General features: G+C 70.5%; 22 protein-coding genes and 4 pseudogenes. 7 read left to right on the top strand and 19 right to left on the bottom strand.

Going from position 1 to position 26,297, the window contains the following annotated elements:
- Positions 1 to 5: 5 nt before the first annotated feature.
- Complete coding sequence (recO, locus tag ACFE76_RS18860; RefSeq protein ID WP_375433320.1) at positions 6 to 746, top strand: DNA repair protein RecO; 741 nt, start codon at positions 6 to 8, stop codon at positions 744 to 746.
- 60 nt (positions 747 to 806) lie between these two features.
- On the opposite strand, the gene ACFE76_RS18855 is transcribed toward recO, so the two are convergent.
- Positions 807 to 1,766, bottom strand: a complete 960-nt coding sequence (locus tag ACFE76_RS18855) for a hypothetical protein (protein WP_375433319.1) — start codon at positions 1,764 to 1,766, stop codon at positions 807 to 809.
- Between the two features lie 122 nt (positions 1,767 to 1,888).
- Positions 1,889 to 3,577, bottom strand: a complete 1,689-nt coding sequence (gene leuA / locus ACFE76_RS18850) for a 2-isopropylmalate synthase (protein WP_375433330.1) — start codon at positions 3,575 to 3,577, stop codon at positions 1,889 to 1,891.
- Between the two features lie 340 nt (positions 3,578 to 3,917).
- Here leuA and ACFE76_RS18845 point away from each other — a divergent pair, with 340 nt between their 5' ends.
- The gene (locus ACFE76_RS18845) at positions 3,918 to 4,961 is read left to right on the top strand and encodes a GNAT family N-acetyltransferase (protein ID WP_375433318.1); all 1,044 of its coding nucleotides are present in this window, start codon (positions 3,918 to 3,920) and stop codon (positions 4,959 to 4,961) included.
- A 25-nt stretch (positions 4,962 to 4,986) separates the two neighbouring features.
- Here ACFE76_RS18845 and era read toward each other — a convergent pair whose 3' ends face one another.
- The 14 genes and pseudogenes from era to hrcA all read right to left on the bottom strand — a co-directional run bounded on the left by era (position 4,987) and on the right by hrcA (position 17,662).
- Positions 4,987 to 5,949, bottom strand: a complete 963-nt coding sequence (era, locus tag ACFE76_RS18840) for a GTPase Era (RefSeq protein ID WP_375433317.1) — start codon at positions 5,947 to 5,949, stop codon at positions 4,987 to 4,989.
- The gene (locus ACFE76_RS18835; RefSeq protein ID WP_375433316.1) at positions 5,936 to 6,313 is read right to left on the bottom strand and encodes a cytidine deaminase; all 378 of its coding nucleotides are present in this window, start codon (positions 6,311 to 6,313) and stop codon (positions 5,936 to 5,938) included. The genes era and ACFE76_RS18835 overlap by 14 nt, the downstream gene beginning before the upstream one ends.
- Positions 6,310 to 7,650, bottom strand: a complete 1,341-nt coding sequence (locus ACFE76_RS18830; RefSeq protein WP_375433315.1) for a hemolysin family protein — start codon at positions 7,648 to 7,650, stop codon at positions 6,310 to 6,312. Before ACFE76_RS18830 ends, ACFE76_RS18835 begins: the two co-directional genes overlap by 4 nt.
- A 25-nt stretch (positions 7,651 to 7,675) precedes the next feature.
- Positions 7,676 to 8,152 carry an rRNA maturation RNase YbeY gene (gene ybeY, locus ACFE76_RS18825; protein ID WP_375433314.1) on the bottom strand — a complete coding sequence of 159 codons (477 nt, stop codon included), beginning with the start codon at positions 8,150 to 8,152 and terminating at the stop codon, positions 7,676 to 7,678.
- A gap of 7 nt (positions 8,153 to 8,159) precedes the next feature.
- Positions 8,160 to 8,474: pseudogene (locus ACFE76_RS18820) on the bottom strand (PhoH family protein); the annotation flags it as partial.
- A gap of 264 nt (positions 8,475 to 8,738) precedes the next feature.
- A pseudogene (locus ACFE76_RS18815) lies at positions 8,739 to 9,287 on the bottom strand (LAGLIDADG family homing endonuclease); the annotation flags it as partial.
- Positions 9,282 to 10,175 (bottom strand): annotated as a pseudogene (locus ACFE76_RS18810) (PhoH family protein); the annotation flags it as partial. The pseudogenes ACFE76_RS18815 and ACFE76_RS18810, both read right to left, overlap by 6 nt.
- Positions 10,176 to 10,457: 282 nt before the next feature.
- Complete coding sequence (locus ACFE76_RS18805) at positions 10,458 to 10,919, bottom strand: DUF5709 domain-containing protein (RefSeq protein ID WP_375433313.1); 462 nt, start codon at positions 10,917 to 10,919, stop codon at positions 10,458 to 10,460.
- A 207-nt stretch (positions 10,920 to 11,126) separates the two neighbouring features.
- Positions 11,127 to 12,248: a hypothetical protein gene (locus ACFE76_RS18800; protein WP_375433312.1), complete on the bottom strand. Its 1,122-nt coding sequence runs from the start codon at positions 12,246 to 12,248 to the stop codon at positions 11,127 to 11,129.
- Positions 12,245 to 13,375, bottom strand: coding sequence for a DUF3466 family protein (locus tag ACFE76_RS18795; protein WP_375433311.1), 1,131 nt, complete (start codon positions 13,373 to 13,375; stop codon positions 12,245 to 12,247). Before ACFE76_RS18795 ends, ACFE76_RS18800 begins: the two co-directional genes overlap by 4 nt.
- A gap of 55 nt (positions 13,376 to 13,430) precedes the next feature.
- A complete protein-coding gene (locus ACFE76_RS18790; protein ID WP_375433310.1) occupies positions 13,431 to 14,258 on the bottom strand; it encodes an MBL fold metallo-hydrolase in 828 nt (275 codons plus the stop codon).
- A 460-nt stretch (positions 14,259 to 14,718) separates the two neighbouring features.
- Complete coding sequence (locus ACFE76_RS18785; RefSeq protein ID WP_375433309.1) at positions 14,719 to 15,450, bottom strand: 16S rRNA (uracil(1498)-N(3))-methyltransferase; 732 nt, start codon at positions 15,448 to 15,450, stop codon at positions 14,719 to 14,721.
- 10 nt (positions 15,451 to 15,460) lie between these two features.
- On the bottom strand, positions 15,461 to 16,636 hold the full coding sequence (gene dnaJ / locus ACFE76_RS18780) for a molecular chaperone DnaJ (protein WP_375433308.1): 1,176 nt from the start codon (positions 16,634 to 16,636) through the stop codon (positions 15,461 to 15,463).
- Between the two features lie 12 nt (positions 16,637 to 16,648).
- Positions 16,649 to 17,662, bottom strand: coding sequence for a heat-inducible transcriptional repressor HrcA (hrcA, locus tag ACFE76_RS18775; protein WP_375433307.1), 1,014 nt, complete (start codon positions 17,660 to 17,662; stop codon positions 16,649 to 16,651).
- A gap of 96 nt (positions 17,663 to 17,758) precedes the next feature.
- Between hrcA and ACFE76_RS18770 the strand changes: the two genes are divergently transcribed.
- Positions 17,759 to 18,625: an MBL fold metallo-hydrolase gene (locus tag ACFE76_RS18770; RefSeq protein ID WP_375433306.1), complete on the top strand. Its 867-nt coding sequence runs from the start codon at positions 17,759 to 17,761 to the stop codon at positions 18,623 to 18,625.
- An 86-nt stretch (positions 18,626 to 18,711) separates the two neighbouring features.
- Entirely contained in the window at positions 18,712 to 19,728 is a 1,017-nt protein-coding gene (locus tag ACFE76_RS18765) for a LacI family DNA-binding transcriptional regulator (RefSeq protein ID WP_375433305.1), read from the top strand.
- Positions 19,729 to 19,732: 4 nt separating this feature from the next.
- On the opposite strand, the gene ACFE76_RS18760 is transcribed toward ACFE76_RS18765, so the two are convergent.
- The gene (locus tag ACFE76_RS18760; protein WP_375433329.1) at positions 19,733 to 20,353 is read right to left on the bottom strand and encodes an LON peptidase substrate-binding domain-containing protein; all 621 of its coding nucleotides are present in this window, start codon (positions 20,351 to 20,353) and stop codon (positions 19,733 to 19,735) included.
- Positions 20,354 to 20,449: 96 nt separating this feature from the next.
- Between ACFE76_RS18760 and ACFE76_RS18755 the strand changes: the two genes are divergently transcribed.
- The gene (locus tag ACFE76_RS18755) at positions 20,450 to 21,331 is read left to right on the top strand and encodes a DUF3097 domain-containing protein (protein ID WP_375433304.1); all 882 of its coding nucleotides are present in this window, start codon (positions 20,450 to 20,452) and stop codon (positions 21,329 to 21,331) included.
- Between the two features lie 67 nt (positions 21,332 to 21,398).
- Here the strand turns inward: ACFE76_RS18755 and ACFE76_RS18750 are convergent, their stop codons facing one another.
- Both ACFE76_RS18750 and ACFE76_RS18745 read right to left on the bottom strand, forming a co-directional pair.
- Positions 21,399 to 23,033 (bottom strand): ABC-F family ATP-binding cassette domain-containing protein, encoded by a 1,635-nt coding sequence (locus ACFE76_RS18750; protein ID WP_375433303.1) that lies wholly within the window; start codon positions 23,031 to 23,033, stop codon positions 21,399 to 21,401.
- 108 nt (positions 23,034 to 23,141) lie between these two features.
- Positions 23,142 to 23,453: pseudogene (locus ACFE76_RS18745) on the bottom strand (coproporphyrinogen III oxidase); the annotation flags it as partial.
- Between the two features lie 421 nt (positions 23,454 to 23,874).
- Between ACFE76_RS18745 and ACFE76_RS18740 the strand changes: the two are divergent.
- Both ACFE76_RS18740 and ACFE76_RS18735 read left to right on the top strand, forming a co-directional pair.
- Positions 23,875 to 25,095: a hypothetical protein gene (locus ACFE76_RS18740; RefSeq protein WP_375433302.1), complete on the top strand. Its 1,221-nt coding sequence runs from the start codon at positions 23,875 to 23,877 to the stop codon at positions 25,093 to 25,095.
- A gap of 119 nt (positions 25,096 to 25,214) precedes the next feature.
- The coding region (locus tag ACFE76_RS18735) for a hypothetical protein (protein WP_375433301.1) at positions 25,215 to 26,297 on the top strand (1,083 nt) is incomplete at its 3' end.

Here is a 26,297-nt window from a genome sequence, read left to right as displayed (position 1 = left end):
TCGACGTGCCCACCTACCGCGACGAAGCCGTGGTGCTGCGGACGCACAAGCTGGGTGAGGCCGACCGGATCATCACGCTGCTGAGCCGGCGCCGAGGCAAGATCCGGGCCGTCGCCAAGGGAGTCCGACGGACGTCGTCGAAGTTCGGGGCGCGGCTGGAACCGTTCTCCCACATCGACCTGCAGTTCGCCGAGGGCCGGACGCTCGACGTGGTCACCCAGGTGGAGTCGCTGGACGCGTTCGGGCCCGCGCTGACCGAGGACTACCCCACCTACACCGCCGGCCAGGTGATGCTCGAAACGGCCGACCGGCTCGTGGTCGAGGAGGGCGAACCGTCGCTGCAGCAGTACCTGCTGCTCGTCGGGGCCCTCCGGGTGCTCAACCGGGGTACGGCTGACGGCCCGCGGCCGGCCGCCATGATCTTGGACTCCTACCTGCTGCGAGCGCTGGCCGTGGCAGGCTACGCGCCGTCGTTCGCCGACTGCGCGCGCTGCGGGCTGGTCGGGCCGCACGGCGCCTTCTCCCCCGTCACCGGTGGCGTGGTCTGCGAACGCTGCCGGCCTGCCGGCTCCGCCCGTCCCTCGCCCGCCACCCTGACCCTGCTCGCCGCCCTGCTCGAGGGTCGCTGGGCCGACACCCGCGACGTCGCCCCCGGCGTCGCCCGCGAAGCCAGCGGCCTCACCTCCGCCTTCGCCATCTGGCACCTGGACCGCAACCTCCGCTCCCTGGTCCACGTCGAACGCTGAGGTCTTCGCCACACCGTGCGACATGGTGCCGCCTACTCCCGGCACGATGTCGCACAGTCCTCAGAAGGCTCCGTCCGGAACCAATGCACAGTTCGGGCAGCGCCGGAAAGGATCTCGATAGCCCCGGCCAGTCAACACGGTGAACACCTGCCAGGCCACGACGCACGCCGATCCAGCCACGTCAGCCGAGCCGTAGCGCAGGGTCAGCTCACCGGAGGTGGCCGCGAGGTTGTCCCGGTTCATGTCGCGGAACTTTCCCAGTCCGACGTGTCCGAGGCGACCGTCAAGCTCGACGACCAGACCAAACTCCTCGTAGACCACGTCACGCCGGTGCCGGTGGCGGGACCAGTTCTGCCGGTCCCCTCGTGGCAGCCCGTGCGGTCGTTCAACGTCTCGCAGGTAACGAAGCTCAAGCGGCGAGTGCACACCCTCACCGACGTCGCCGAGGATCTCGGCCATGAAGGCCCGACTCGCAAAGCGATGCCGCCCAGCCAGCGCACGAGACAGTCGAACGGCCGACGTTCGTCCCGAGCCCACCGCTTGGGTCACCCAGCCGACGACGGCGCCGGGATCCGACCCATCACACAGGTCGAGGACCGTGTCCTCCACCGTGGTGCGTGGCGGATGACCCGGTGAGAGCGGGCTCCGCGCGCCGGGGCGTTCGCGGGTGAACACCCAGGGGGGACGGATGCGGGCTCGAGCCGTCACCGGAACGAGGACGTCGAGCGAACGCGGCGGTTCCTCCACCAGCTGGTACAGGTGGGCAGCAGCGAGCCCGGCGAGCCGCGAGGAGGCTCCACCCAGCAGGATGCCGGCCCACGCGGTACCCAGCCAATCGACCTCGAGCGGATGGACGGCATAGACGGGTCCTTCGAGCCGGCGCCACTGACCCTGCTCCAGCAACCGTTGCCGGGAGTGGCGGCCGAAGCCGACGAGATCGGCCTGTTCCGCGCTCACCACGCCGGCCTGGGCGGTGGCGAGCGCGAGGAGCGCAGCCGGCGGGTCGAGACGTTCTCGCATGGGAGAATCCTCGGGCTGCGGAACCCCTCACCGCGGGTTGTCCACAGGGCCGTGGGGCGTCTCTGCATCATCGTGCGACGCAGTGCCGGGCAGTCCCGGCACTACGTCGCACGCTGACGAAGTTAGCCGGCGACGACCCGGTCGACGGCGGAGACCACGGCCTGCAGGGAGGCGGTGACGATGTTGGCGTGCATGCCGACGCCCCAGACGACCTGGCTGGACTCGCCCTCGCCGACCTCGCACTCCACGTACGCGGCGGCGTAGGCGTCGCCGCCGGCGGACAGCGCGTGCTCGGCGTAGTCGAGCACCCGGACGTGGTATCCCAGCGCGGACAGCGCGTCCACGAACGCCGACACGGGTCCGTTGCCCTCGCCGCTGAGCTCGGACTCACGTCCGCGGTGGACGACCGTCGCGGTCACGGAGTCGTGGCCGCCGCTGGCCGAGGCGGCCCGGACCCCGACGAGCCGTAGCGGCTCGTCGACGGCCAGGTACTCGGCGGTGAAGATCTCCCAGAGCCGGGAGGCGTTGACTTCGCCGCCCGCGCTGTCGGTGTGGCCCTGGACGACCCGGCTGAACTCGATCTGCAGCCGGCGCGGCAGGTCCAGGTTGTGCTCGGACTTCATGATGTAGGCGACGCCGCCCTTGCCGGACTGGGAGTTGACCCGGATCACGGCCTCGTACGAGCGGCCCACGTCGTGCGGGTCGATCGGCAGGTACGGCGCTTCCCAGGCCAGCTCGGCCACCGGGACACCCGCCGCGGCGGCCTGCTGGTCGAGCGCCTCCAGGCCCTTCTTGATGGCGTCCTGGTGGGAGCCGGAGAAGGCGGTGTAGACCAGGTCCCCCGCGTACGGGTGGCGCGGGTGGACCGGCAGGTTGGTGCAGTACTCCACTGTGCGGCGGATCTCGTCGATGTCGGAGAAGTCGATCTTGGGGTCGATGCCCTGGCTGAACAGGTTCATGCCCAGCGTCACCAGGTCGACGTTGCCGGTCCGCTCGCCGTGACCGAACAAGCAGCCCTCGACCCGGTCGGCGCCGGCCATCAACGCCAGCTCAGTGGCCGCGGTCGCGGTCCCGCGGTCGTTGTGCGGGTGCAGCGAGATGGCGACGTGCTCGCGGTGCTGGACGTGCCGGCTGAACCACTCGATCTGGTCGGCGTAGACGTTGGGAGTGGCCATCTCGACCGTCGCCGGCAGGTTCAGGATGATCTCCCGGCCGGGCGCAGGCTGCCAGACGTCCATCACGGCGTCGCAGACCTCGACGGCGAAGTCGAGCTCGGTGCCGGTGAAGATCTCCGGAGAGTACTGGTAGCCGAACTCGACGTCGCCCAGGTACTGCTCGGCGTACTTCATCACCAGCTCGGTGCCGCGGGTGGCCAGCGCGAGGCACTCGGGCCGGTCGACCCCGAACACCACCCGGCGGAACAGCGGCGCAGTCGCGTTGTAGAGGTGGATGGTCGCGGTCTGCGCGCCGACCAGCGACTCGGCCGTCCGCTCGATCAGGTCCTCGCGGGCCTGCGTCAGCACCGAGATGGTGACGTCGTCGGGGATGCCGCGCTCGATCAGCTGCCGGACGAAGTCGAAGTCGAACTGGCTCGCCGAGGGGAAGCCGACCTCGATCTCCTTGTAGCCCATCCGCACCAGCAGGTCGAACATCTTGTGCTTGCGCGCCGGGGTCATCGGGTCGATCAGGGCCTGGTTGCCGTCGCGGAGGTCGGTCGACAGCCAGCGCGGCGCCCGGGTGATCTGACCGGACGGCCAGGTGCGGTCGGTCAGGTCGATCGGCGGAAAGGCCCGGTAACGGCGGAAAGGCATCGGGCTGGGCTGCTGCACGGGCACGGTCTGCGCCCGGGTGCCGAAGGAGCTCACCTCAACGGGCGGGGCGGGCGGGTCGGAGATGGCCGCGATCGCATCGGCCGGAACGGCGTTGGTGCTGGGTGTGGTGGACATGAGTTCCTCGCTGAGTGGTCTGGAGCAGGCCGGGCACGCTCGACTCCGCAGCGAGGATGCCAGCCTTTAGCGGGCCTCGCTGCGGCAACGAAGGAGGAGCACGGTGCCGACCACGTTCGTCACCTTAGCCCGCCACCCAGCCGGCGGCCAAGCAGGCGCGCAAAATCCAGTGGCCGCCGTCACACTGCTGAGGCACCCTGAGGGAATGCCTCTGCTCCGCGTACAGCCCGACGACGACCAGGCCGTCGCGGCGACGGTCGAAATCCTCGAGAGCGCCCGGCGGGTCGACGACCCGGAGTCGCCGCCGCCGATCGCGGCGTTGCAGCAGCGCTGGTTGCGCTACGGCTGGGACCTGCGGCCGGACGAGTGGTACCTCTACCGTCCGACCGAGGACGCCGAGCCGGTGGGTGTGCTCGCGATCGACCTACCGACTCGCGACAACCTGCACCTGGTCTGGGCCGACATCACCGTCCGGCCCGAGCGCCGGCGGGAGGGGCACGGCACCGCGATGATGCAGGAGGTGCTCCAGCAGGCGGCAGCGGCGGGCCGGACGACGGTGTGGCTCGGCGGAGCGACAGACGACCCCGGGGTCGCCGGATTCCTGTCCCGATTCGGTTTCCGCTACGCCAGCCACGACGCCCGCCGCAAGCAGTGGCTGGCGGAGATCGACGCCGACGCGGTGGCCGCACTGCGACGCGAAGCCGAAGCCGCTGCCGTCGACTACGAGATCGTCCGGTTGCTGCCGCCCCAGCCGGAGGAGCTGATGGCCGAGATCGCCGAGGTGGCGGAGTCGATCAACGACGCGCCGATGGGCGACCTCACCTACGAGCGGGAGGTCTTTGGCCTCGACCTGATGCGGGACCTCGAGACGGCGCGGCTCGGCCGCGGCGACCAGCTGTACCGGGTGGTGGCCCGGCACCGCGAGACCGGTCGGCTCGGCGGGCACACGGTCGTGATGGCCAACCCGTTGCGTCCGGGCCGCGGCGTCCAGTGCGACACCGCCGTCTCCCGCGACCACCGTGGTCATCGGCTGGGTCTGCTGCTCAAGATCGAGATGCTGGCCTGGCTGGCCGAGGTGGAACCCCAGCTGGAGCACATCGAGACCTACAACCAGGTGGACAACGGCTACATGGTCAGCGTCAACGAAGCCCTCGGCTATCGCCTCGACCGGATCTTCGACACCTACGAGCTGACGCTGGACCAGGAGCCCGCCGAAGCCACGGCAGCGGCGACCCTGGTCGACGCCTGAGCCTTGACCTCGGCCGGCGGAGGCGTCAGAAGCCCAGCCGGTTGAGGTGTTTGGGGTCGCGCTGCCACTCCTTGAGCACCTTGACCCTCAGGTCGAGGTAGACCGGGGTGCCGAGCAGCGCCTCGATCTGGTGCCGCGCCGCCTCGCCCAGGTCGCGGAGCCGGCTGCCCTTGTGGCCGATGATGATGCCCTTCTGGGAGTCCCGCTCGACGATCATGCTGGCGTAGACGTCGAGCAGTGGCCGATCGGCGGGACGGTCGGCGCGCAGACCCATCTCTTCCACCACCACGGTGATGGAGTGCGGCAGCTCGTCGCGGACCCCCTCCAGCGCCACCTCACGGATCAGCTCGGCGACCAGCGTCTCCTCGGGCTCGTCGGTGATCTCGCCGTCCGGGTAGAGCGGCGGACCTTCCGGCAGCAGGCTGACGAGGGCGTCGGCGAGGTCGTCGAGCTGGTCGTTCCCGACCGCCGACACCGGGATGATGTGCGCCCAGGTGACGTCAAGCGTGGCTTCGAGCGCCTGGATGCTCATCAGGTGCTCAGCCATCCGTTGCGGGGACACCAGGTCGGACTTGGTGGCGACCGCGACCAGGCTCGGCTTCTTGGGCAGCGCCGCGATCTGACCGACCAGGTAGGTGTCGCCGGGTCCGATCTTTTGGTTGGCCGGCAGGCAGACACCGATCACGTCGACCTCGGTCCAGGTGCCGCGGACCAGGTCGTTGAGCCGTTCCCCTAGCAGGGTTCGGGGCTTGTGCAGTCCGGGGGTGTCGATCAGCACGAGCTGGGCATCGGGTCGGTGCACGATGCCACGGATGGCGTGCCGGGTGGTCTGGGGCTTGGACGAGGCGATGGCGACCTTGCTGCCGACCAACGCGTTGGTCAGGGTCGACTTGCCGGCGTTCGGCCGGCCGACGAAGCAGGCGAAGCCGGAACGGAACCCCTCGGGAGAGGTCGAGCTCATCTGTCCGGGCAGGTCAGCGGGCGCCATCGAGGGCGATCCTCTCCTGGAGCTGGCCGCGCGCGTCGACGTGCCAGAGCACGGCGCCTGGGCCCCGGAGGTCTCCGAGCACGTCGAGGTCGGCCTCGGCCGGTCCTGTCCCGGCTAGCGCGATCGCCTCGAGGCCCTCCGCCCCGGACGAGACGGCCATCGCGACGGCCACGGTGACGGCGGACAGCTGCAGGTGCGGCAGGTTGACGCTCGCGGCCGCGTACGTCCGGCCGTCGGTGTCACGCAGGCACGCGCCCGACGCGGCCGCCGTCCGGGCCAGGGCGGCGCGGGCCAGCGTGATGATCTTGACGTCCTCAGGATCGGTGGGCGCCGCGTTCGGGCTGGTCGGGACAGAACTGGTCACGAGCCCACCCGTTCGTCGACGACGAGCCGCGTCGCGGCCTCGGCGTCGTCGGCGTTGTCGGCGTTGTCGCGCTGATCGATCCGGCTGACCAGCACAGTGCCGATCCGGTTGCGCCGTCCGCTGGCGCGTTCGGCCACGAGCCGGAGCCCTTCGAGCTCGACCACCGATCCGGCGATCGGCACCTTGTTCAGGTTCTTCGACATCAGTCCACCCACGGTCTCCACGTCCTCGTCGTCCAGCTCGAGCCCGAAGAGGTCGCCGAGCTCGTCGACGGGCAGCCGGGACGAAACCCGGTAGCGGTCGTCGTCGAGCCGGGCGATGTCGGTGTTCTCCTCGTCGTACTCGTCGGTGATCTCACCGACGATCTCCTCGAGGATGTCCTCGATGGTGGCCATCCCGGCCGTGCCGCCGAACTCGTCGACGACGAGCACCAGGTGCACCCTCTTGGCCTGCATCTCCTGCAGCAGCTGGTCGACCGGCTTGGAGTCGGGGCAGAGCACCGGCTGGCGCATCACGGGACCGACCCGCTCGGTCGACTGGGTGTTCGGGGAGTCGTAGACGCGCTTGATCACGTCCTTGAGGTAGAGCACGCCGACCACGTCGTCGAGCCCGTCCCGGATCACCGGGATCCGGCTGAAGCCCGACCGCAGCGACAGCGACACCGCCTGCCGCAGCGTCTTGTGCTCCTCGATGAAGACCATGTCGGTCCGCGGCACCATCACCTCGCGGACGATGGTGTTGCTGAGGTCGAAGACGGAGTGGATCATCCGCCGTTCGCCCGACTCGATCACCTCGCTGGCCTCGGCCAGGTCGACCAGCTCGCGCAGCTCGGCCTCGGTGGCAAAGGGGCCGTCGATGAAGCCCTTGCCGGGCGTCAGCGCGTTGCCGACCAAGATCAACAACCGCGGGATCGGCCCCAGCACAGTGGTGAACGCAACGAGCGGGCCGGCCAGGGCGCCGGCGACGCGGTCGGCGTGCTGGCGGCCGAGCGTCCGCGGGGCCACCCCCAAGAAGATGTAGGAGATGACGATCATGGAACCGGCGGTGACCAACACACCTTCGCCGGTGCCGTCGGAATGGCCGAAGACCACCAGCGCCACCAGCACGATGGCGGAGATCTCGAAGACCGTCCGCAGCAGCAGAGCGGTGTTCAGGTAGCGCGGCGGGTCGTCGGCAATCTTGCGCACTCGCGCCGCGCCGCGGGCGCCAGCGGCGACGAGCCGGTCGGCCCGCGACTTTGAGAACGAGTACAGCGCGGCCTCGGCCGCGGCGGTGAGGGCGGCGAGGACGACCAGCAGCAGGGCGACGACCAGCTGGACCCAGTCGGCCTGGTTCATCCGACGGTGCTCACGTCGGGGGTCCTCATCGGACCGGCGCCGGGGGGTCTGGACGGTGCAGCGCCCAGTCCGCGAGGATCCGGTCCTTGAGACCGAACATCTCGGTGCGTTCGTGGTCGTCGGCGTGGTCGTAGCCGAGCAGGTGCAGGATGCCGTGCACCAGCAGGTACTCCGCCTCGGCGGCAGCGGTCCGGTGGTGCTCGCGGGCCTGCCGCTCGGTGACGGCCGGGCAGAGCACGATGTCGCCCAGCAGCCCGATCGGCGGCTCGTCCTCCTCGCCCGGGGGCCGGAGCTCGTCCATCGGAAAGCTCAGCACGTCGGTCGGTCCCGGCTCGCCCAGGTACTTCTCGTGGTAGGCGGTCATCGTGTCCTCGTCCACGCAGAGCACGGAGAGCTCGGCCTGCGGGTGGATCCGCAGCTGGTCGAGGGCGAAGGTCGCGAGCCGGACCAGACCGGGACTGTCGACCTCCAGACCGGACTCGTTGTTGAGGTCGACGCTCACGCCGACCTCACCGGTGGCCGCGGGACGACGGCTCGGGCTGGTCGGCCTCGAACCGGTCGTACGCCGCGACGATCCGGCCGACCAGCTTGTGTCGGACGACGTCGTGGTTGGTCAGGTGGCAGAAGGCGATGTCGTCGACGTCGTCGAGCACGCCCTGGACCACCCGCAGGCCGCTCCGGGTGCCGCCCGGCAGGTCGACCTGCGTCACGTCGCCGGTGACGACGATCTTGGACCCGAAGCCGAGCCGGGTCAGGAACATCTTCATCTGTTCCTGCGAGGTGTTCTGGGCCTCGTCGAGGATGATGAAGGCGTCGTTCAAGGTGTTGTGGGTGACGAGGAAGTCCTCGGTGACGTAGAGCGCGTCGGCGGCGGCGACCGAGATGCACACGCACTCGGCCTCACCGGCAGGCTCGATCGAGTGGACGAACCGCATCGGTCGGCCGCCGCCGTGCTGGTCGTACAGCGACGACTTCCGAGCGAGCCGGAAAGGTGGCGTCCCCGCCGGGAGTCGGATGTCGAGGACATGGGAGTCGTAGCGGTGTTCCACGGCACGTCCGCGAGCAAGCCCGGCGCGCCGACCCTCGGCGGGACGGACCCGTGCGGTCGCAACGCCGCCGAGAGACCGGACCAGGAAGAGGACGTCGTCCCGCAGCTGCTGAGAACTGGTCGCGTACTGCACCCGGCAGGTCCGACCGGCCTGGGTGACCGGACCGCCGTCGCTGTCCAACAGTCCCTGCAGCAGCGCGAGCCGGACGTCGGCGCTGTTCTGCAGGTAGTCGGTCGGCACGAACGTGGTGTGCGGCCGGGTGCCCGCCAGCCCCAGCACCCGCAGGGCCGCGGTCACCGGGTTAGCCACGATGACCCCGCCGCGGTGGCCGTCGACGTGACGCAACACGTAGTCGACCTCGGACGTGCGCGTGAGCTCGATGCCGGGCAGCGCGTCCCCGAGCGACGTCGCCAGCTCGGGGTCGTTCGTCGCGAAGGCCGGCGTCGTGGTCGTGGTGAGGCAACCGTCACCCAGCAGCAAGCCCAGGGCGTACGGATCGATCGGCACGTCGCGCTCAGGCAGCTGGACGGCGGCCACGAGGGGCAGCTCGTAGCGGTGGGTGAAACCCTGCCGGAGGTTGCCGGCCATCTCCTGGGTCTGCAGCACCCGACCCGTCTTGCCGTGCCGGCGGTCGTCCTTGGTGGTCACGAACCAGAGGTGCTCGCCGCATGCCAGCGTTGAACCGCCGTCCTGGGCGGACACGCGGAACACCGCCTTGCGGCCCTGGGGATGGACCCCCAGCACGGGAGTGGGCGTGCCGTCGGAGCCGACCACCAGGTCCCCGATCCGGAGGTCACCGATCGGCCGCCACCCGTCGGGAGTGAGCACGGGGGTCGCCACCGGCTGCGCCCGACCCCTCATGTAAGCCAGGGGCGCGACCTCGATCGTCCCGGCGGTCAGCAACCTCGGGATCGAGTCGGGGTCGAGCATGTCGTGCAGCGCGTCGTACAGCGGCCGCAGGTACGGGTCGATCTTGTCGTTCAGCGTGCCGGGCAGAAAGCCGAGGTGCTCGCCGGCCTCGACGGCGGGCCGGGTCAGGATGATCCGGGTCACCTCCTTGTTCTGGAGGGCCTCCACCGCCTTGGCCACGGCGAGGTAGGTCTTGCCCGTACCGGCCGGCCCGATCCCGAAGACGACGGTGTGCTTGTCGATCGCGTCGACGTACCGCTTCTGGTTGAGGGTCTTCGGCCGGATCGTCTTGCCACGCGAGGACAGGATGTTCTTGGTCAGCACGTCCGCCGGCCGGGTCTCCTCGCGGGCGGCGAGCATCGAGCAGGTCCGCTCCACCGCGTCGGCGGTGAGGCCCTGACCCGTCCGTAGCACGGTGACCAGCTCGGTCAGCACCTCCGCCGCCAGCTCGACAGCAGCGTTGGACCCGCTGAGGGTGATCTCGTTGCCCCGGACGTGGACGGCAGCGTCGAGGTCGCGCTCCAGGATCCGTAGGAACTCATCGCCCGGACCGAGGATGTTGACCATGTCCACCGAGACCGGGACGGTCACCCGCCGGATCTCCTCGACCGCCGGCTGGTCGGGTCGGACCTGCTCCGAGGGCTGGGGTACGCCGAGCGTACGGGGCACGGCGGGGCCGGTGGATCGAGCCGAGTTGTCTGACCTACTCAGTGCATTCCTCGCAGACGATGAGGCTACGCGTACGGCGGAGCCCGGGGATGATGGTTTCATCCTAGTGAACCGCCGCCCGGCTCCCAAGAAATTGGGATGACGCAGAGCCAGCACTCGATCGGATCGCGCAAGGGCAGACTACTCAGGAACGATGTGCACGGCCGCTTCCTCGGCGCTCGCGGCGCCGGCGTCGATGCCCGCGTCCTCGCCGATCAGCTCCTGGTCGAGGTCGGGGCCGATGCCCTGGTTGGGGTCGATCAGCCGGCCGGCGCGAAGGTCGCCGACCTCGCCGTCGTCCACGAAGTCGCCCTCGCCCTGGCTGATGAAGTCGGCCTGCTCGGTGAGGTTGTCGGCTGGCGGCTGGGGCTCGGCGTACGGGTCCGGCTCGGGGATCTCCTCGGCCAGCCGCTCGTCCAACGTCTCGGGCTCGCCTTCGCGCAGCAGCACCGACGGCTTCTCCGGCGGAGAGTAGCCCTCGTCCAGGGCGTCGGCCACACCGCGGTCCTCGAGGTTGGTGTCGGACTGGAGCTGGTCCTGGTCGAGCTGGTCCAGCTGGTCCGGGACCTGCTCGTAGGACTGGGTCTGCGGCTGTTCACTCATGCTGCCAGCCTGCCACGCGCCGCGACCGGCGTGAGCGGGGACAGTCGGGCTCGTAGTTTGTCGCCCCTAAGCCTCGTGGTTTGCCGGCGTCCAGGTGCGTGCATCGCAAGGCCGACGAGGAAGGCCTACCGGGTCGCATCACGACGAGGAGAACGCCGCGAGGTGCGTGCCTGGACGCCGCCGAACCCAAGAATCAGGGGCGACGGGCTAGGTGCAGGGGCCGGCCTTGAGCCAGCTCGCACCGCCGTCGATCGAGGTGCCGACGATCCGCTCCCGCCGGGTGATGCCGGTGGCCGTTGCGTAGTCCTCGGGCAGCACGGTGAGCGGCGTGCAGCCCCTCCAGATGGCCACCTTGCTGTCCGGGGACGAGCTCCCCTCGATCGGCGGATAGTTCACCCGGCCCACGATGACGCCGTAGTGGTTGATGGCGTAGGCCCGGCTCGCCTGGCCGGCCGGGGCGTTGAGCGCGGTCACGGCGTGGGTTACCGGGTTCCAGAGGAACGCGCGGGTGTCGTCCGGGGTGGCGGCGTTGAAGTCCTCGCCAACGACGTAGCCGCGGTCGTTGACGTCCCGGGCAACGCCGCTGTCGTAGCCGGGGAGCGTGCCGATGTCGACCATGGCGTGCGCGGCCGGGGTCCAGACGAACGGGCGGACCACCCGACGCCGCGTCGTCGCCGACCCCACGACGGTGCCAGCGTTGTTAATCCCGTACGCGACCGAGTCGACCCCGCCCAGAGTGCCCAGGTCACGCATCCCGAGCGGTGAGGCCTTCGGGTCCCAGAGGAACGCGTGCCCGGTGTAGCCCGAGTCGGGGGTGTAGGTCCACCCGACCACGACCCCGTGGTCGTTGACCGCGGTGGCGCCGGACTGGCGGTCCAGGGGATCGAGCGAACCGAGGTCGAGCAACGTGGGGCGTTCGGGGGTCCACAGGAACGCCCGCGTCGGGCTGCCCGACCCGATGTCGGTGCCCGCTGCACCGACGACGTCGCCACCTTCGTTGACGTCGGCCGCCCGGGCCTCGTTGCTGGACCCAAACGTCCCGAGGTCGGTCCAGGTCCCGGTGGTGAGGTTGTAGACGCCCGCGTCGGTGGGCGACCGGAAGCCGTAGATGGTGGCGCTGCCGGCCACCAGACCCGCCCCGTTGACGGGGTTGCCCGTGGTGCTGGGGATGAACGGGGACGGGACGTCAGGAGCCCCTACCGTGAGCAACGTCCGGGTGTAGCCGCCGACCGGGGGTGCGGCCGAGGCGGGCGGCCCGACGGCGGCCAGCAACAGCGCCGCCGCCAGGGTCGCGCCCCCGGAGACCAGCCGATGAGCCCGGCCCCTCATGGCGTCGCCACGCACGGGCCGGACCGCACGAACTCGGCTCCCCGGGTCGGCGACGCCTGCGAGGTGCCGACGATCTCGCCGTAGCGGTTGAGGCCAGCGCCGCCCGACGCCCGTCCGCCCGGAGCCGGCTGCAGGTAGACCGGGGTGGAGCAGGCGTTCCACACCGCAAGCCGGTTCAGGTCGTCGCGGTGGGCGGTGCCGACGATGACGCCGTGCCGGTTGATCGCGCTCACCTCGTCATAGCCCGCACCCGGCGCCGAGATCAGCAGGGCGGCGGTCCGCGTCGCTGGGCTCCAGCGGTACGGGCGGGGCACGACGTACGGACCGGAGGGGCCCGACCGGCTGACCTCGGCCGGGCCCACCACGTAGCCGGAGTCGTTGATGTCGACCGCGCCGGCGATCCGAGCGCCGGGCAGCGACCCCAGGACGCTCGAGCTCGCCGTCGTCGGGTCCCAGAGGAAGCCCTCGTCGCTGTCGCCGGTAGCCCGGCCCACCACCTGACCCCGCGCGTTGACCGCGGTGGCCGTGGAGGAGCGGGTGCTGGCGGGCAGGGGCAGCTCGCGCATCCGGACCGGGCTGACGTTCGGGTCCCAGACGAAGGCACGGGGGCTCGTGCCCGGCCGATCCAGGGTGCCCCAGCCGACCACCACACCGGCGTCGTTGATGGCGTTCGCCTGGGAGTAGTCACCCCGACCGGCGAAAGCCCCCAGGTCGTGCATCATGCCCGTGCGCGCCGTCCACACGAAGGCGTGGGTCTCACCGAGGTTGGGAAGGTCGGAGTAGCCGACGACGTCGCCCGCGGCGTTGATGTCGGTTCCCCACGAGCTGCGGCCTCCTAGCGTGCCCAGCACCCGCAGGGTGTGGCGGTTGAGGTCGTAGACCGCCGCCCGCGGGTAGCGGCCGACCACGGTGGATCCGGCGACCAGGCCACCGTCGGTGACCGGGTTGCCGGTCGTGCTCGGGGAGAAGAGATCGTCGTAGGTGCTGGTCATCGAGACGACGGCGAACCCCTGCGGCGGCAGCGCGGCCAGCGCGGGAGCCGGCACGGACCAGGTCGCCGCGAGCAGGGCCAACGCCACGACCGCCAGCAACGGCGTCCGTGGCCGCACGCCCTGCTGCGCTGCCATGGTCGCACCGTACGCCCGCCCGGTCGGCCGCGCCAGGGATGGCTCGGGCCGGGTCTCAGGTGCCGGTCAGGTAGTCGAAGTCGCCCCGCACCCAGCCGACGTAGCGCTCCGCCGACCGGCGTACCCAGCTGGCCGCGTCAGCGCCGACCCGGCCGCCGACGTTGTCGTACAGCCGGTCGAAGTCAAGCGCCAGCACCCGCTCGGCCACGGTCTCGACGACCGCCGCCGACAGCGGGATCTTGTTGGGGAAGCTGCGCAGGAACGCGACCCAGTGCTCGTCCGGGGTGCCCGCGACGGTGTCGCCGGTGAGCAGCACACCGCGGCCGTCCGCCCCGGTCAGGCGGGCGACGGCGCTGCCCGGGAAGTGGCCGCCGATCCGCACCAGCCGGACGCCGGGCAGCACCTCGACCTCGTCGTCGAACGATCGGATCACCGGGTCGTCGCGCTGCACCCAGCTGCGGTCGGCCGCCGCGACCCAGACCGGTACGCCGTCGAAGCGGTGCGACCAGGCCACCTGCGCGCCGTACATGTGGGGGTGGCTCGCTGCGATCGCCGCCAGTCCGCCGGCAGCCCGCACCTCAGCCTCGAGCTCGTCGTCGACGTAGCCGACGGGATCCCAGAGCAGGTTGCCGGCTGGCGTCGCCACCAGCAGGGATCGCTGGCCGATGCCCACCTGCGGCTCGACGGTGATGCCGAGCAGGCCCGGTTCCAGCTCGCTCAGCCGGCCACGGTGACCGGCCGCCCGCAGCTCCTCCAGGGTGGTCCAGCGTTGGCCCTCGGACCGCACGTACTGCCGTTCGTCGCTGCAGATGGCGCACGTGTCGGGTGGCCTGTCGCTCTCGGGCTGCTCGACGGCGCAGGTACGGCAGATCCACCCGGTCATGCGTCCATTCTGCCGACCACGCAGCCAACTAACTGCTGGGAGGCGTCGCGCGACACGCCGGGCGCGCTCTCCCGCTTCCAGCAATAGATGGGAGCGAGTGACCCGGCCAAGAATCTCCCCTCGCCGGCCGGAAAGTCTTGACGGGTCCTCCGGATCCCTGCGAACCTGACAGCGGCGGGGTGACCTCTTCTGTCGACCTCCGGGTCTGACCTCGAATTGCGCCTCGAGCGCTGAGGCACCCCGCCGCCACCTCGTGTCGAGCAGGTCCGAGGAGGGTGTGTCAAACACCAGCCTCCTAGGAGGGTGGTGTCAAACGGCGGCCGTAGCGAGCAGGTGCCCGGGTGCGTGCCGGGCAAGGCGCCGGAGGAGTCGGATAGCGGTGTTCTCTCCGCGACGACGGCAACGAAGCCCGGTGCGTGCCCGGGTGCCGCGCAGTAGGCCGGCGTTTGACACCATCCTCCTAGCGCAGCAGCAGACCCGCCGCGGCGACGACGCCGGCGGTGGAGGTACGCAGCACGCCGTCGCTCACCGAGATCGCCCGAGCGCCGGCCCAGACGAAGCGGTCCAGCTCCTCCGGTGCGATGCCGCCCTCAGGTCCGACCACGAGCGCCACGGTGCCGGCCTCGGGCAGGACGACCTCGCGCAGGGCGGTCGTCGCGTCCTCGTGCAACACCAGGGCGAGGTCGACCTCGGCCAGCGCGGCGCAGAGCTGGGCGGTGCTGAGCACCGGCCGGACCTCAGGAACCCGAAGCCGCCGAGACTGCTTGGTGGCCTCCCGGGCGGTCGACCGCCAGCGGCCGAGGGCCTTGTCGCCCCGTTCGGCCGACCAGCGGACGATCGAACGAGAGGCCTGCCACGGCCAGATCTCGGCGATTCCGACCTCGGTCAGCATCTCCACCGCCAGCTCGGAGCGGTCGCCCTTGGCGAGCGCCTGCACCGCCACCAGCCGCCGAGCTTGGGACGGTTCGTCGAGCTGCTCCACCACCTCGAGCCGCAGCCCGGCCTTCGAGGCGTCCAGCACCAGCGTGCGGAGACCGCGTCCGCGGCCGTCGGCGACCAGCACCGACTCCCCCGGGCCGATCCGCCGGACGACGGCGGCGTGCCGCCCTTCCTCACCGCCCAGCTCGAGCACCGTACCGGGGGCCGGCAAGGGGTCGGCCAGCTCGTCGAGGAGGAACAGCGGCGCAGTCACGACCCCGACGTCACTGACCGGCGAAGGCGTCCCGGAGACGCCCGAACACGCCCTTGCCGTGCCGCTGGACCGTGCCTTCGGGCCCGGTCTCCTCGCGCAGCTCGGCCAGCCGGCGCAGCAGCTCACGCTGTTCGTCGTCGAGCCGGGTCGGGGTCTGCACGAGCAGGGTGACGCCCAGCTGGCCGCGGCCGCTCGCGCGCAGCCGCGGGATGCCGTGCCCCTCGAGCGCGACCCGCGTCCCCGACTGGGTGCCGGCCGGCACCCGGACCGAGACGCTACGGTCGGCCACGTCGGAGTCCTCGACGTCGGCCTCCAGGGTGGCCACGTCCACCTCGGTGCCGAGCGCGGCGGCCGTCATCGGGATCCGGACGACCACCTCGAGGTCGTCGCCCTCACGGCGGAACACCTCGTGCGGGGCCACGTTGAGCTCGACGTACAGGTCGCCGGCCGAGCCGCCGCCTGGACCGACCTCGCCGTGCGCGGCGAGGTGGATGCGGTTGCCGGTGCTCACCCCGGCCGGGATCTTGACCGTGATGGTGCGGGTGGAGCGGACCCGGCCGTCGCCCGCGCACTCGACGCACGGGTCCGGGATGACGGTGCCGTAACCCCGACAGGTCGGGCACGGCTGGGTGGTGCGGATGTCACCGATGAACGACCGCTGCACGTGCGTGACGTCGCCCTGGCCGTGGCAGGTGGAGCACGTCACCGGCTGCGAGCCTTCGGTGGCGCCGGAGCCGCCACAGCGGGGGCAGAGCACCGCGGTGTCCACCTGCAACGGCTTCGTGGTGCCGAACGCCGCCTCAGCGAGCTCGAGCGACAACCGGACGAGGGCGTCCTGGCCGCGACGCACCCGCGACCGGGGGCCACGGGCGGACTGAGAACCGAACATCGCGTCGACGAGGTTGCCGAAGTCGAAGCCGCCCGCGCCCCCACCGCCGCCACCGAATCCCTGGGCACCGTTGAAGCCGCCGCCGAGCGGGTCGCCGCCCCGGTCGTAGAGGTCGCGCTTCTTGGGGTCCTGCAGCACCTCGTAGGCCTCAGCGACCTTCTTGAACCGGTCGGCGGCGTCGGGCTCGGGAGCCACGTCAGGGTGCAGCTTCATCGCCAGCTGGCGGTAGGCCTTCTTGATCTGCTCCGGCGTCGCGTCGCGCGGGACGCCGAGGATCTCGTAGTAGTCCGAACTCATCTCTGACAGCTCTTATCCTTCGGAGAGGAAGCGACCGACGTAACGGGCGACAGCGCGCACCGACGCCATGGTCGAGGGGTAGTCCATACGGGTGGGGCCGACCACGCCCAGCGTGGCGAAGGTGTCCACCTGGCTGCCGTAGCCACTGGCGACCACCGAGGTCGACTGTAGTTCCTTGTACGGGTTCTCCTGGCCGATGCGGACCGTCACGGCGTCCGCGGTGGTCGCCTCGCCCAGCAGCGTGAGCAGCACCACCTGTTCCTCCAGCGCCGCGAGGACCGGCTTGACCCCGGCCTCGAACTCGGTGCCGAAGCGGGAGAGGTTGGGCATCCCGCCGACCACCATCCGCGCCGACGCCTCGCTGCTGAGCATCTCCAGCAGCGTCGCCACGGCGACCTGACCGATCGCGGCCAACGCCGGCGGCAGCTGCTCGAGCAGGGCGGCCAGCCGGGCCGCGGCGATCGAGGACGGGTGGCCGACCGCCGCCGCGTTCAGGTGCGCCCGCAGCTCGGCGAGCGCCGCGTCGTCGTGCTCGGGCAGCTCGAGCGCCCGCTGCTCGATCCGCCCGGTCGAGGTGATCAGGATCAGCAGCATCCGCGAGGGTGACAGCGAGACGACCTCGACGTGCCGGACCGTCGAGCTCTGCAGGTTGGGGTACTGGACGATCGCCACCTGCTGGGTGACCTGGGCGAGCAGCCGTACGGTCCGGCGGAGCACGTCGTCGAGGTCGACCGCGCCCGCCAGGAAGGTCTGGATCGCCTTCTGCTCCGCCGGCGACAGCGGCTTGACCGAGCCCAGCCGGTCGACGAAGAGCCGGTAGCCCTTGTCGGTGGGTATCCGGCCGGCGCTGGTGTGGGGCTGGGTGATGTAGCCCTCTTCCTCCAACGCCGCCATGTCGTTGCGGACGGTGGCCGGCGAGACGCCGAGGTCGTGCCGCTCGACCAGCGCCTTGGACCCGACCGGCTCCTGGCTGGAGACGTAGTCGCTGACGATGGCGCGCAGCACCTCGAGCTTGCGCTCGTCCACGGTGTCCTCCTCCGGGATGCGTCGACGTGCCCTGGTCGGAGAACCTCCGGCCCCGCCAGGTTGGCACTCCAACAGTCAGAGTGCCAGTCTAGCCGGATGGACCAGTGGCGTACGTCAGCCCGAGCGCCGGAGTCGCTGTCGCCCTGGCGGGCCGTCGCCGACCGCGTCTGGGTCTGCACGGCCGAGCCGGCGACCGTGAACCTCGGTCTCGTCGTCGGCAGCACCGGCGCTCTGCTGGTCGACACCGGGTCCTCCCCTGAGCAGGGCCGGCAGCTCAGAGCATCCATCGCTTCGGTCACCGACGTCGCGCTGCAGGCGGTGGTGGTCACTCACGCGCACGACGACCACGCGTTCGGCCTGGGTGCCTTTCCCGACGTCCCCACCCTGGCGCACGAGTCGGTGGCCGGTCGGCTCGAGTGCGCCGATGCCCGGGCGAGTGCCGCCGAGCTCGGACTCATTCCCGGTGACCTGCGGGCCCCGTCCCGCGGACTGGCCGTGGCGGCGTCGGTCGACCTCGGCGACCGACGGGTCGAGATCGCGCACCTGGGGGCCGGGCACACCGAGGGCGACCTGCTGGTGATCGTCCCCGACGCCGACCTGATCTTCGTCGGTGACCTGCTCGAGTCGGCTGGGCCGCCGTGGTTCGGCCCCGACAGCGTGCCGCACGAGTGGGCCGCGACCCTGGACGGTGTGATCGGGCTGATGACCGCCGGCACCCGCGCCGTCCCCGGCCACGGCGAGCCCGTCGACCGCGAGTTCGTCTTCGACGCCCGCGGTCGGGTGGCCGCGGTCTCTGGTGAGCTGACCCGCCTGGTGGACACCGGGGTCGCCGAGACCGACGCGCTCGCCGCGGGTGAGTGGCCGTACCCGGAGGAGCACATCGCCGGCGGCATCGCCCCGGGCTACGCCGCGCTCGCCGGCCGCGGCGTCAAAGGCATCCGACCCACCCTCCCCCTCGCATGAGTCCCCCGCCCCTCAACACCGACGTTCCAGACGCTCCGGGGGGGCCAGCACCCTCACGGTCTGACAAGTCGGAGAAGAAGGTCACCGTGAAGACGGTGGCGGCGGCGCTGGGGGTCTCGCCGGCGACCATCTCGAACGCCTACAACCGGCCCGACCAGCTCTCGGCCGAGCTGCGCGAGCGGGTGCTGGCCACGGCGGCCGAGCTGGGCTATCCGGGACCGGACGCCGCCGCCCGGACGCTCCGGGTCGGCCGCTCGGACGCCATCGGGGTACTGCTGACCGAACGGCTCTCGTACGCGTTCTCGGACCCGTTCGCCGTCGAGTTCCTCTCCGGGCTCAGCGAGGTCGTCGAGCAGCACGGCGTGAGCATCCTGCTGATGCCGCTCACCCTGTCCGAGGACGAGCCGGACGTCCGCTCGGTCCAGCGGGCGAGCATCGACGCGTTGACGATCCTGTCGTTGCCGGCCGACCACCCGGCGGGCGCGGTGGCCAAGGCCCGCGGCATCCGGCTGGTCAGCACCGACCTCGTCAGCGACCCCGACGGCAGCTGGGTGGCCATCGACGACGTCCAGGCCGGCGTCATCGTGGGTGCTCACCTGGCCGCGCTCGGCCACCGCGACGTCGCCGTGGTCGTCGACACCCTGGCGCCCGCCGGCGGCGACGTGGTCGAGCTGCAGCCCGAGTCGGTGACCTTCGTCGACTACGCGGGCCGGCTCGAGGGCCTACGGCAGAGCCTGCCGGGCTCGGTCCACCTGATCTCGGCCGGCCACAACGCCCTCGCCTCGGGTGCGGCTGCCGCCCGCTGGCTGATGCACCAGCCAGAGCCGCCCAGCGCCATCGTCGGGCTGAGCGACGTGCTCGCTCTCGGCGCGCTGAGCGCGCTGACCGACCTCGGCTACGCCGTCCCGACCGACGTCTCCGTCTGCGGCTTCGACGACATCGCCGAAGCCGGCCAGAACGACCTGACCACCGTCCGGCAGCCGATCCGGGAGCGCGGCCGGGCGGTCGGCCGGCTGTTGGTCGACCCCGAGGCGACGCCCCGCCAGGTGCTGCTGCCGATCAGCCTGGTGCCGCGGGCCTCCACCGGACCCGCACCGCACTGAGGCGTCAGACAGAAGGCTCGTCGTCGGGCCAGGCGATCTGCCAGGCCACCGCGGCGTCGCGGGTGAGCTGGGCCAGCGTGGTCAGCAGCCCCTCGGCCGTGCTGGCGCGCAGCAGCGCGACCTGGTCGTAGGCGGTGAGCGGAGCGATGGCCGCGAGCTGCCAGAGGGCGGCGACCGGGTCCTCGGACAGCTCGACGTCGGCCGGCCAGATCAGCTCGGCGAACTCGCTGGCCTGGGCGATGGAGCGGCGGACCAGCTGTTCGGTCTCGGTCCGCAGGGTCTCCAGCGTGCCATCCCAGACCAGCTCGGGCAGGGTCTCGACCTCGGCTCGCGGGTACGGGTCGTCAGGCAGCCACTCGGCCACCTGGATCCGTTCCCTGCCCTGGGCGACCAGGCCGACCATGCCCTCGGCCGCGCCGAGCTGGGTCACCTCCGCTGCGGTCCCTACTCCGTAGCGCTGCTCACCGCCGCCCACCTCGAAGCCGCGTTCGATCAGGACCACGCCAAAACGGCCGTCCTCGACCTTGACCAGCTGCGACAGCATGATCAGGTAGCGCTCCTCGAAGACCCGCAGCGGCAGCGGCATGTGCGGGAACAAGACGGAGCCCAACGGGAACATCGGCATCACGGGCACGCCGCTAGTGTCGCGCGTACGGGCAAAGACGCGTCTCCGGGCGGTTCGCTCCCCGATCAGGACCGTTGGTCGGCCTAGCCTGCCGAGGTGACGCCTCAGGATCGAACCCCGCAGAGCCGCTACGCCGGCGACGTGCTGGCCGCCGGCTGGCAGCAGAAAGCCAAGCCGGTCAGCACCGAGCTCGCCGTGGTCGGCGGACTGGTGCTGGAGGACGCGAGCACCGGCTTCGTCGGCGCGGTGACCCGGCTCGAGAACGGCATCGTCGTGCTCGAGGACCGGCGCGGCAAGCTGCGCAGCTTTCCCCTCGGCGCCGGCTTCCTGCACGAGGGCCGCCCGGTCACCCTGGTCCGGCCGCCACGGGCAGCCGCCACCGCCGCTCCTCGGCGGACCGCGTCGGGCTCGGTGGCGGGGCCGGCCGAACGGGCCAAGGTGGCGCTGCCGAGCCGGATCTACGTCGAGGGCCGGCACGACGCCGAGCTGGTGGAGCAGATCTGGGGCGAGGACCTACGGCACGTCGGCGTGGTGGTGGAGTATCTCGGCGGCATCGATGACCTGCCGGCGATCGTCGCGGAGTTCGCTCCCGAGCAGGGCCGGCGGTTGGGGGTGCTGGTCGACCACCTCGTCCCGGGCAGCAAGGAGACCCGGATCGCCGAGCAGGTCGCCCGCGGCCGGGGCGGTGCGTACGTGCGTGTGCTCGGCCACCCGTACGTGGACATCTGGCAGGCGGTCAAGCCGGAGCGGGTGGGCCTCAAGGCGTGGCCGCAGATCCCCCGCGACGTCGAGTGGAAGGCCGGGATCTGTGACGTACTGCGGCTTCCGCACCGCGACCAGGCTGACATCGCCGCCGCCTGGAAGATGATCTTGGGTCGAGTTCGATCATGGTCAGACCTCGAGCGGCCCTTGCTCGCCACGGTGGAGCAGCTGATCGACTTCGTCACCCAAGATCATCTCGATGATCATGAAGCCTGACCGAGGCTTTGCCCGACTTGTCAGAACTGGGTTGTCCTCCAGGACAACTGGTTTCTGACAGGTCGGCTTAACTCGTGCTGACGCGGCCCCCGGCGACCGACCAGCGCTGGTCGAGGGCGACGTTGTCGAGCAGCCGGCGGTCGTGGGAGACCAGCAACAGCGCACCGTCGTAGGAGTCCAGCGCCTGCTCGAGCTGCTCGATGGCGGGCAGGTCGAGGTGGTTGGTCGGCTCGTCCAGCACCAGCAGGTTGACTCCGCGCGCCTGCAGCAGCGCCATCGCCGCCCGGGTCCGCTCGCCCGGTGACAGCCGGTGCACCGGACTGGTGACCTGGTCAGCCCGGAGCCCGAACTTGGCCAGCAGGGTCCGTACCTCGGCCGGGGTCAGTGCCGGCAGGGCGGCCTCGACCGCGGTACCGAGGGGCAGCGCCTCGGCCAGTCCCGTCCGGGCCTGGTCGATCTCGCCGACCGCCACGGAGGCGCCGAGGCTCGCCGTGCCACGTTCGGGCTGAAGCCGGCCGAGCAGCAGCTCGATCAGGGTCGTCTTGCCGGCCCCGTTCGGTCCGGTGATGCCGATCCGCATCCCCGCGTCCACCTGCAGGGTGACCGGCCCGAAGGTGAAACCGCCGCGCTGCAGGCTGGCCTCGTTGAGGGTGGCGACCACCGAGCTGGACCGGGGGGCAGCGCCGACGCTGAACTGCAGCGCCCACTCCTTGCGCGGCTCCTCGACCTCGTCCAGCCGGGCGATCCGGGACTCCATCTGGCGGACCTTCTGGCCCTGCTTCTCCGCGGACTCGACGGAGGCCTTGCGCCGGATCTTGTCGTTGTCGGGGCTCTTGCGGATGGCGTTGCGAACGCCCTGAGAGCTCCACTCGCGCTGGGTGCGCGCCCGGCTGAGGAGATCGGCCTTGGTGGCGGCGAAGTCTTCGTACGCCTGGCGGGCGTGCCGACGGGCCACCTCACGCTCGGCCAGGAAGGCGTCGTAGCCGCCGTCGTGCACCGCGACCTGGTGCTGGGTCAGGTCGAGCTCAACGACCCGGGTGACACAGCGGGCCAGGAACTCGCGGTCGTGCGAGACGAGCACCACCCCGCCGCGCAACCCCCGGACGAACGACTCGAGCAGCTCCAGCCCCGCCAGGTCGAGGTCGTTGGTCGGCTCGTCGAGCAGCACCACGTCGAAACGGCTGAGCAGCAGCGCGGCCAGGGCCGCCCGCGCGGCCTGACCGCCGGACAGAGTGGTCATCAGGGTCGTCGGAGCCGCCTCGAGGCCGAGGTCGGCGAGCACGGCCGGGATCCGGTCCTCCAGGTCGGGCGCACCGCTGGCCAGCCAGCGATCGAGGGCGACGGCGTACGCGTCGTCCGCGGCTGCGTCGGTACCCAGCGCCGCCGCCGTCTGCTCCATCTCGCGGGTCGTCGCCGCCGTACCGGTACGCCGGGCCAGGTAGCCGGCGACGGTCTCCCCCGGCACACCTTCGTGCTCCTGGGGCAGCCAGCCGAGGAACGCGTCCGGCGGCGCAGCACTGACCGTGCCGGCCAACGGGGCCACCTGGCCGGCCAAGATCTGGAGCAGTGTGGTCTTGCCCGCACCGTTCGCGCCGACCACCCCGACCACGTCACCGGGGGCGACCGTCAGGTCGAGCGCCTCGAACAGCACCCGGTGCCCATGCCCGCCGGAGAGGCCTTTTGCTACCAGCGTTGCCGTCACCGCGCCATCCTAGGGTCGACGGCAGCAGCCCTTCGGGCTTGTGCCGCTTGGCGGTCGGCCGAAGAGGAGCAGACTAGGCGGTCAGCGATTTGCCGGCTCTTCCAACTACTCGGCCAGCAGGTACTTGTCGGCGAGGTCGTCGTCGTCGGTCATCGCCACCTCACCGCGACGGACCTGGACGGCCAGCCGGGTACCGGCCTCCACAATCAGGGCGTACGCGCTGACGTGGTCCGGTTCGGCCGCCAGTGCGGCGTCCAGACTGGTCGCCCAGTCGGCCAGCGACTCCCCCGGCGTGCCGTAGATCAGGTCCAGGCTGGTGCTGAGGAAGCCTGCCGCCTTCGCCTCGGCGACCGCCTGCTGAGGCCGGCCCGGTGAGTGCACCCGGTCCAGCGTGGCCAGCACGTGCGGGACGGCCGACTGCCGCAGCGAGTGGCCGCCAAGACGATCGGTCACGGCGACCGTGCTGCCCGCGGCAGCCGTCTTGGCACCAGCCGCCAGCGGATCTGAAAGCCCCTCCCGGACAACCGTTACCATTCCGTTATATAGGACACTTGCCGCAAGACCGCCCTCAGGCCACACTCAGGATTGTTCAGGGTTGAACATCAGACGCACCCCCCGAGCGGCGACTCTTCGACCTCTCTCTCGTGTGAAGGGCTTTCGCGTGCGTCTTCGTGGTGTTAGTGCTGCCTTCGTAACAGCTGCTGTGGTGGCTGGCGCTTGTCTCTCGGCTAGTCCTTTGCCTGCTTTCGGCGCGACCGATATCGGTGGCTTGAAGTACGCCGGCGAGCGGGCGGGTGCGTCTCGGTTGAAGTTTTCGGCCGGTGACAGTGTCCAGACCCAGGTGGATGTGGCGACCGGCAACCTGCTGGTTAGCGTCAAGGGTCTGGCGTTGGTCGGGGTGAAGACCAAGATCCAGACCGGTGCGTTCTACAACTCGGTCGCGATCTCGAGCATCGGGTCGACGACCCGACTCGGCCGCGGCTGGGGTTTGGACCTGACGCCGTCGATCAACTTGAAGACGAACACCGACAGCTCGGTCACCTACACGGGGTCGGGTGGCCTGTCTCGGGTGTTCCCGCTGAAGTCGGGCTCTACCACGTCCTACGATGCGCCGGACGGGATCACCGTCGACCTGTCGAAGACCAGCAGTGGGTGGACGATGACCGACCACCAGTCGCAGGCGAAGCTGAAGTTCAACACTGCCGGTGAGCTGATCTCCCAAGAGGACAACGACAGCAACAAGACGTTGGTCACCGACACCGGCGCCGGGGCGCTGTTCCGGAACCTGTCGATCGTCGCACCGGCCGGCCCCACAACCGCCCGCACGATCACCGTGGCCACCGACGCGACGGCGAAGACGACGATGGCGCAGGTGACGAACACCGCCTCCCGTAACGTGTCGTTCACCCGTACGAACGGCAACATGACGTCGTTCATGGATCCGCTGGGCCGGACCACGACGTTCGGTTACACCGCCGCCGGGCTGTTGAACTCGATCAGCGCTCCCGGCAACGTCGTCACCAGCTTCGGCTACGACACCTCCAGCCGGGTGACCTCGATCACGCAGCTGGAAAACGCGACCGGCGGTCCGGGCTCCTCGGTCACCCGGCTCGCCTACGTGTCCTCCACTGAGACTGACGTCGCTGGACCGGACACCGACCAGAACTACGCAGCTACCGCGGTTCCGCACGCCACCTACTCCAACATCAACTCCGACAAGCTGGTGGGGAAGGTCACCGACGCCGAAGGCCGGCAACAGTCCAGGACCTACAACGCCGCAACTCAGGGAGCAGCTACTGCTTCGGCGGGCACCACGGAACAGTCGACGGTCACTAATACTTACGGCGCGAACGGCGGGGAGTCACTCACCAGCTCGAAGACCAACGGCGGCCAGACTGCTACGACTGACTACGCCAACCCGGCCGGCCCGAGTCAGTACGCGCCTAGTGGCGGCACCGACAGCGGCAACGTCGCCCAGACCTACTCCTACTCCGGAACCGGCAACCAGCTGTCGAGGACTGGGGCGGGGGGACCGCGACCGCGACCGTCGACTACAACCTGAACAATGACGGCACCGTCGTCGCCGCCGCGTCTCCGAACAGCGCGACCAACAAGACCACCTACGGCTACACCAACAAGCAGCTGGTCTCGATCACCCCGAAGACCGGCTCCTCCCTGGGTGTGCAGAACCTCACCTACGACGCGTTCGGCCGGGTCGCCACCAAGTCGGACGGCCGGGGGATCACCGCCACCTACAGCTACGACAAATTGGACCGGGCCACCGGTACCACCTTCTCCGACGGCAGCGCCACCACCAGCTACGGCTACGACACCGCCGGCCGCAACAGCACCCGGGTCGACCCGAACGGCACCACCACCTACGGCTATGACCAGCTCGGCCGGATGATCTCCCGCAAGAACACCTTCGGGACCGGTGACCAGTTCACCTACAAGTACGACAAGGCCGGCTGGCTGGTCCAGTCGACCAGCCCGACCGGCGGCACCATCACCTACGCCTACGACAACGCCGGCAAAGCCACCTCGATCAGCTACCCCTACTCCGGCACCACCAAGCAGATGATCTTCGCCAACGACGACCACGGACGCCGCACCGAAGCCTGGCTCGGCGCCAACAGCACCCACTCCACCTGGGTCGCGCACTACAAGTACACCTACGACAAGAACAACCAAGTCACCCGGGTGATCGGCGAACAGGGGTCCGGCACCTCCTCCAACACCGACGTCGTCGACATCACCTACTGCTACAAACAACGCTACAACTCCACCAGCGCCCCCACCGGCATCACCGTGGGCGGCAACTGCCTGCTCGACGACGGCGCCACCACGAAGGCCTACAGCCGGCAGCAGTGGACGAAGAACAACCTGACCGGCCAGCTCACCCGCTACACCTACACCTCCGCCGGCCGCCTCGACCACGTCTGGGACGTCAACGCCGACGGCACCGACAACACCCTCACCTACGACTACTCCTTCGACAAGAACGGCAACCGCAGCACCGGCGACCACAACGGCGGCTCCACCATGGACCTGACGTTCAACCCGGAGAACCAGATCACCACCACCGGCTACAGCTACGACGGCGCCGGGAACCTGACCGCCAAGCCCGGCCTCACCGCGATCAGCTACACCGGCGCCGACCAGCTGAAGTCGGTCACCAAAGGCGGTACCGCCTTCTCCTACAAGCACGCCGGCACCGACAACAACGAGCTGCTGCAGCAGAACACCCCCACCGGCTTCTACAGC

The sequence above is a fragment of the uncultured Friedmanniella sp. genome, from assembly GCF_964244005.1.
GTDB lineage: Bacteria > Actinomycetota > Actinomycetes > Propionibacteriales > Propionibacteriaceae > Microlunatus.
Note: the sequence above shows the minus strand (reverse complement) of the source record. Positions and strands in the feature narration are given on the sequence as shown.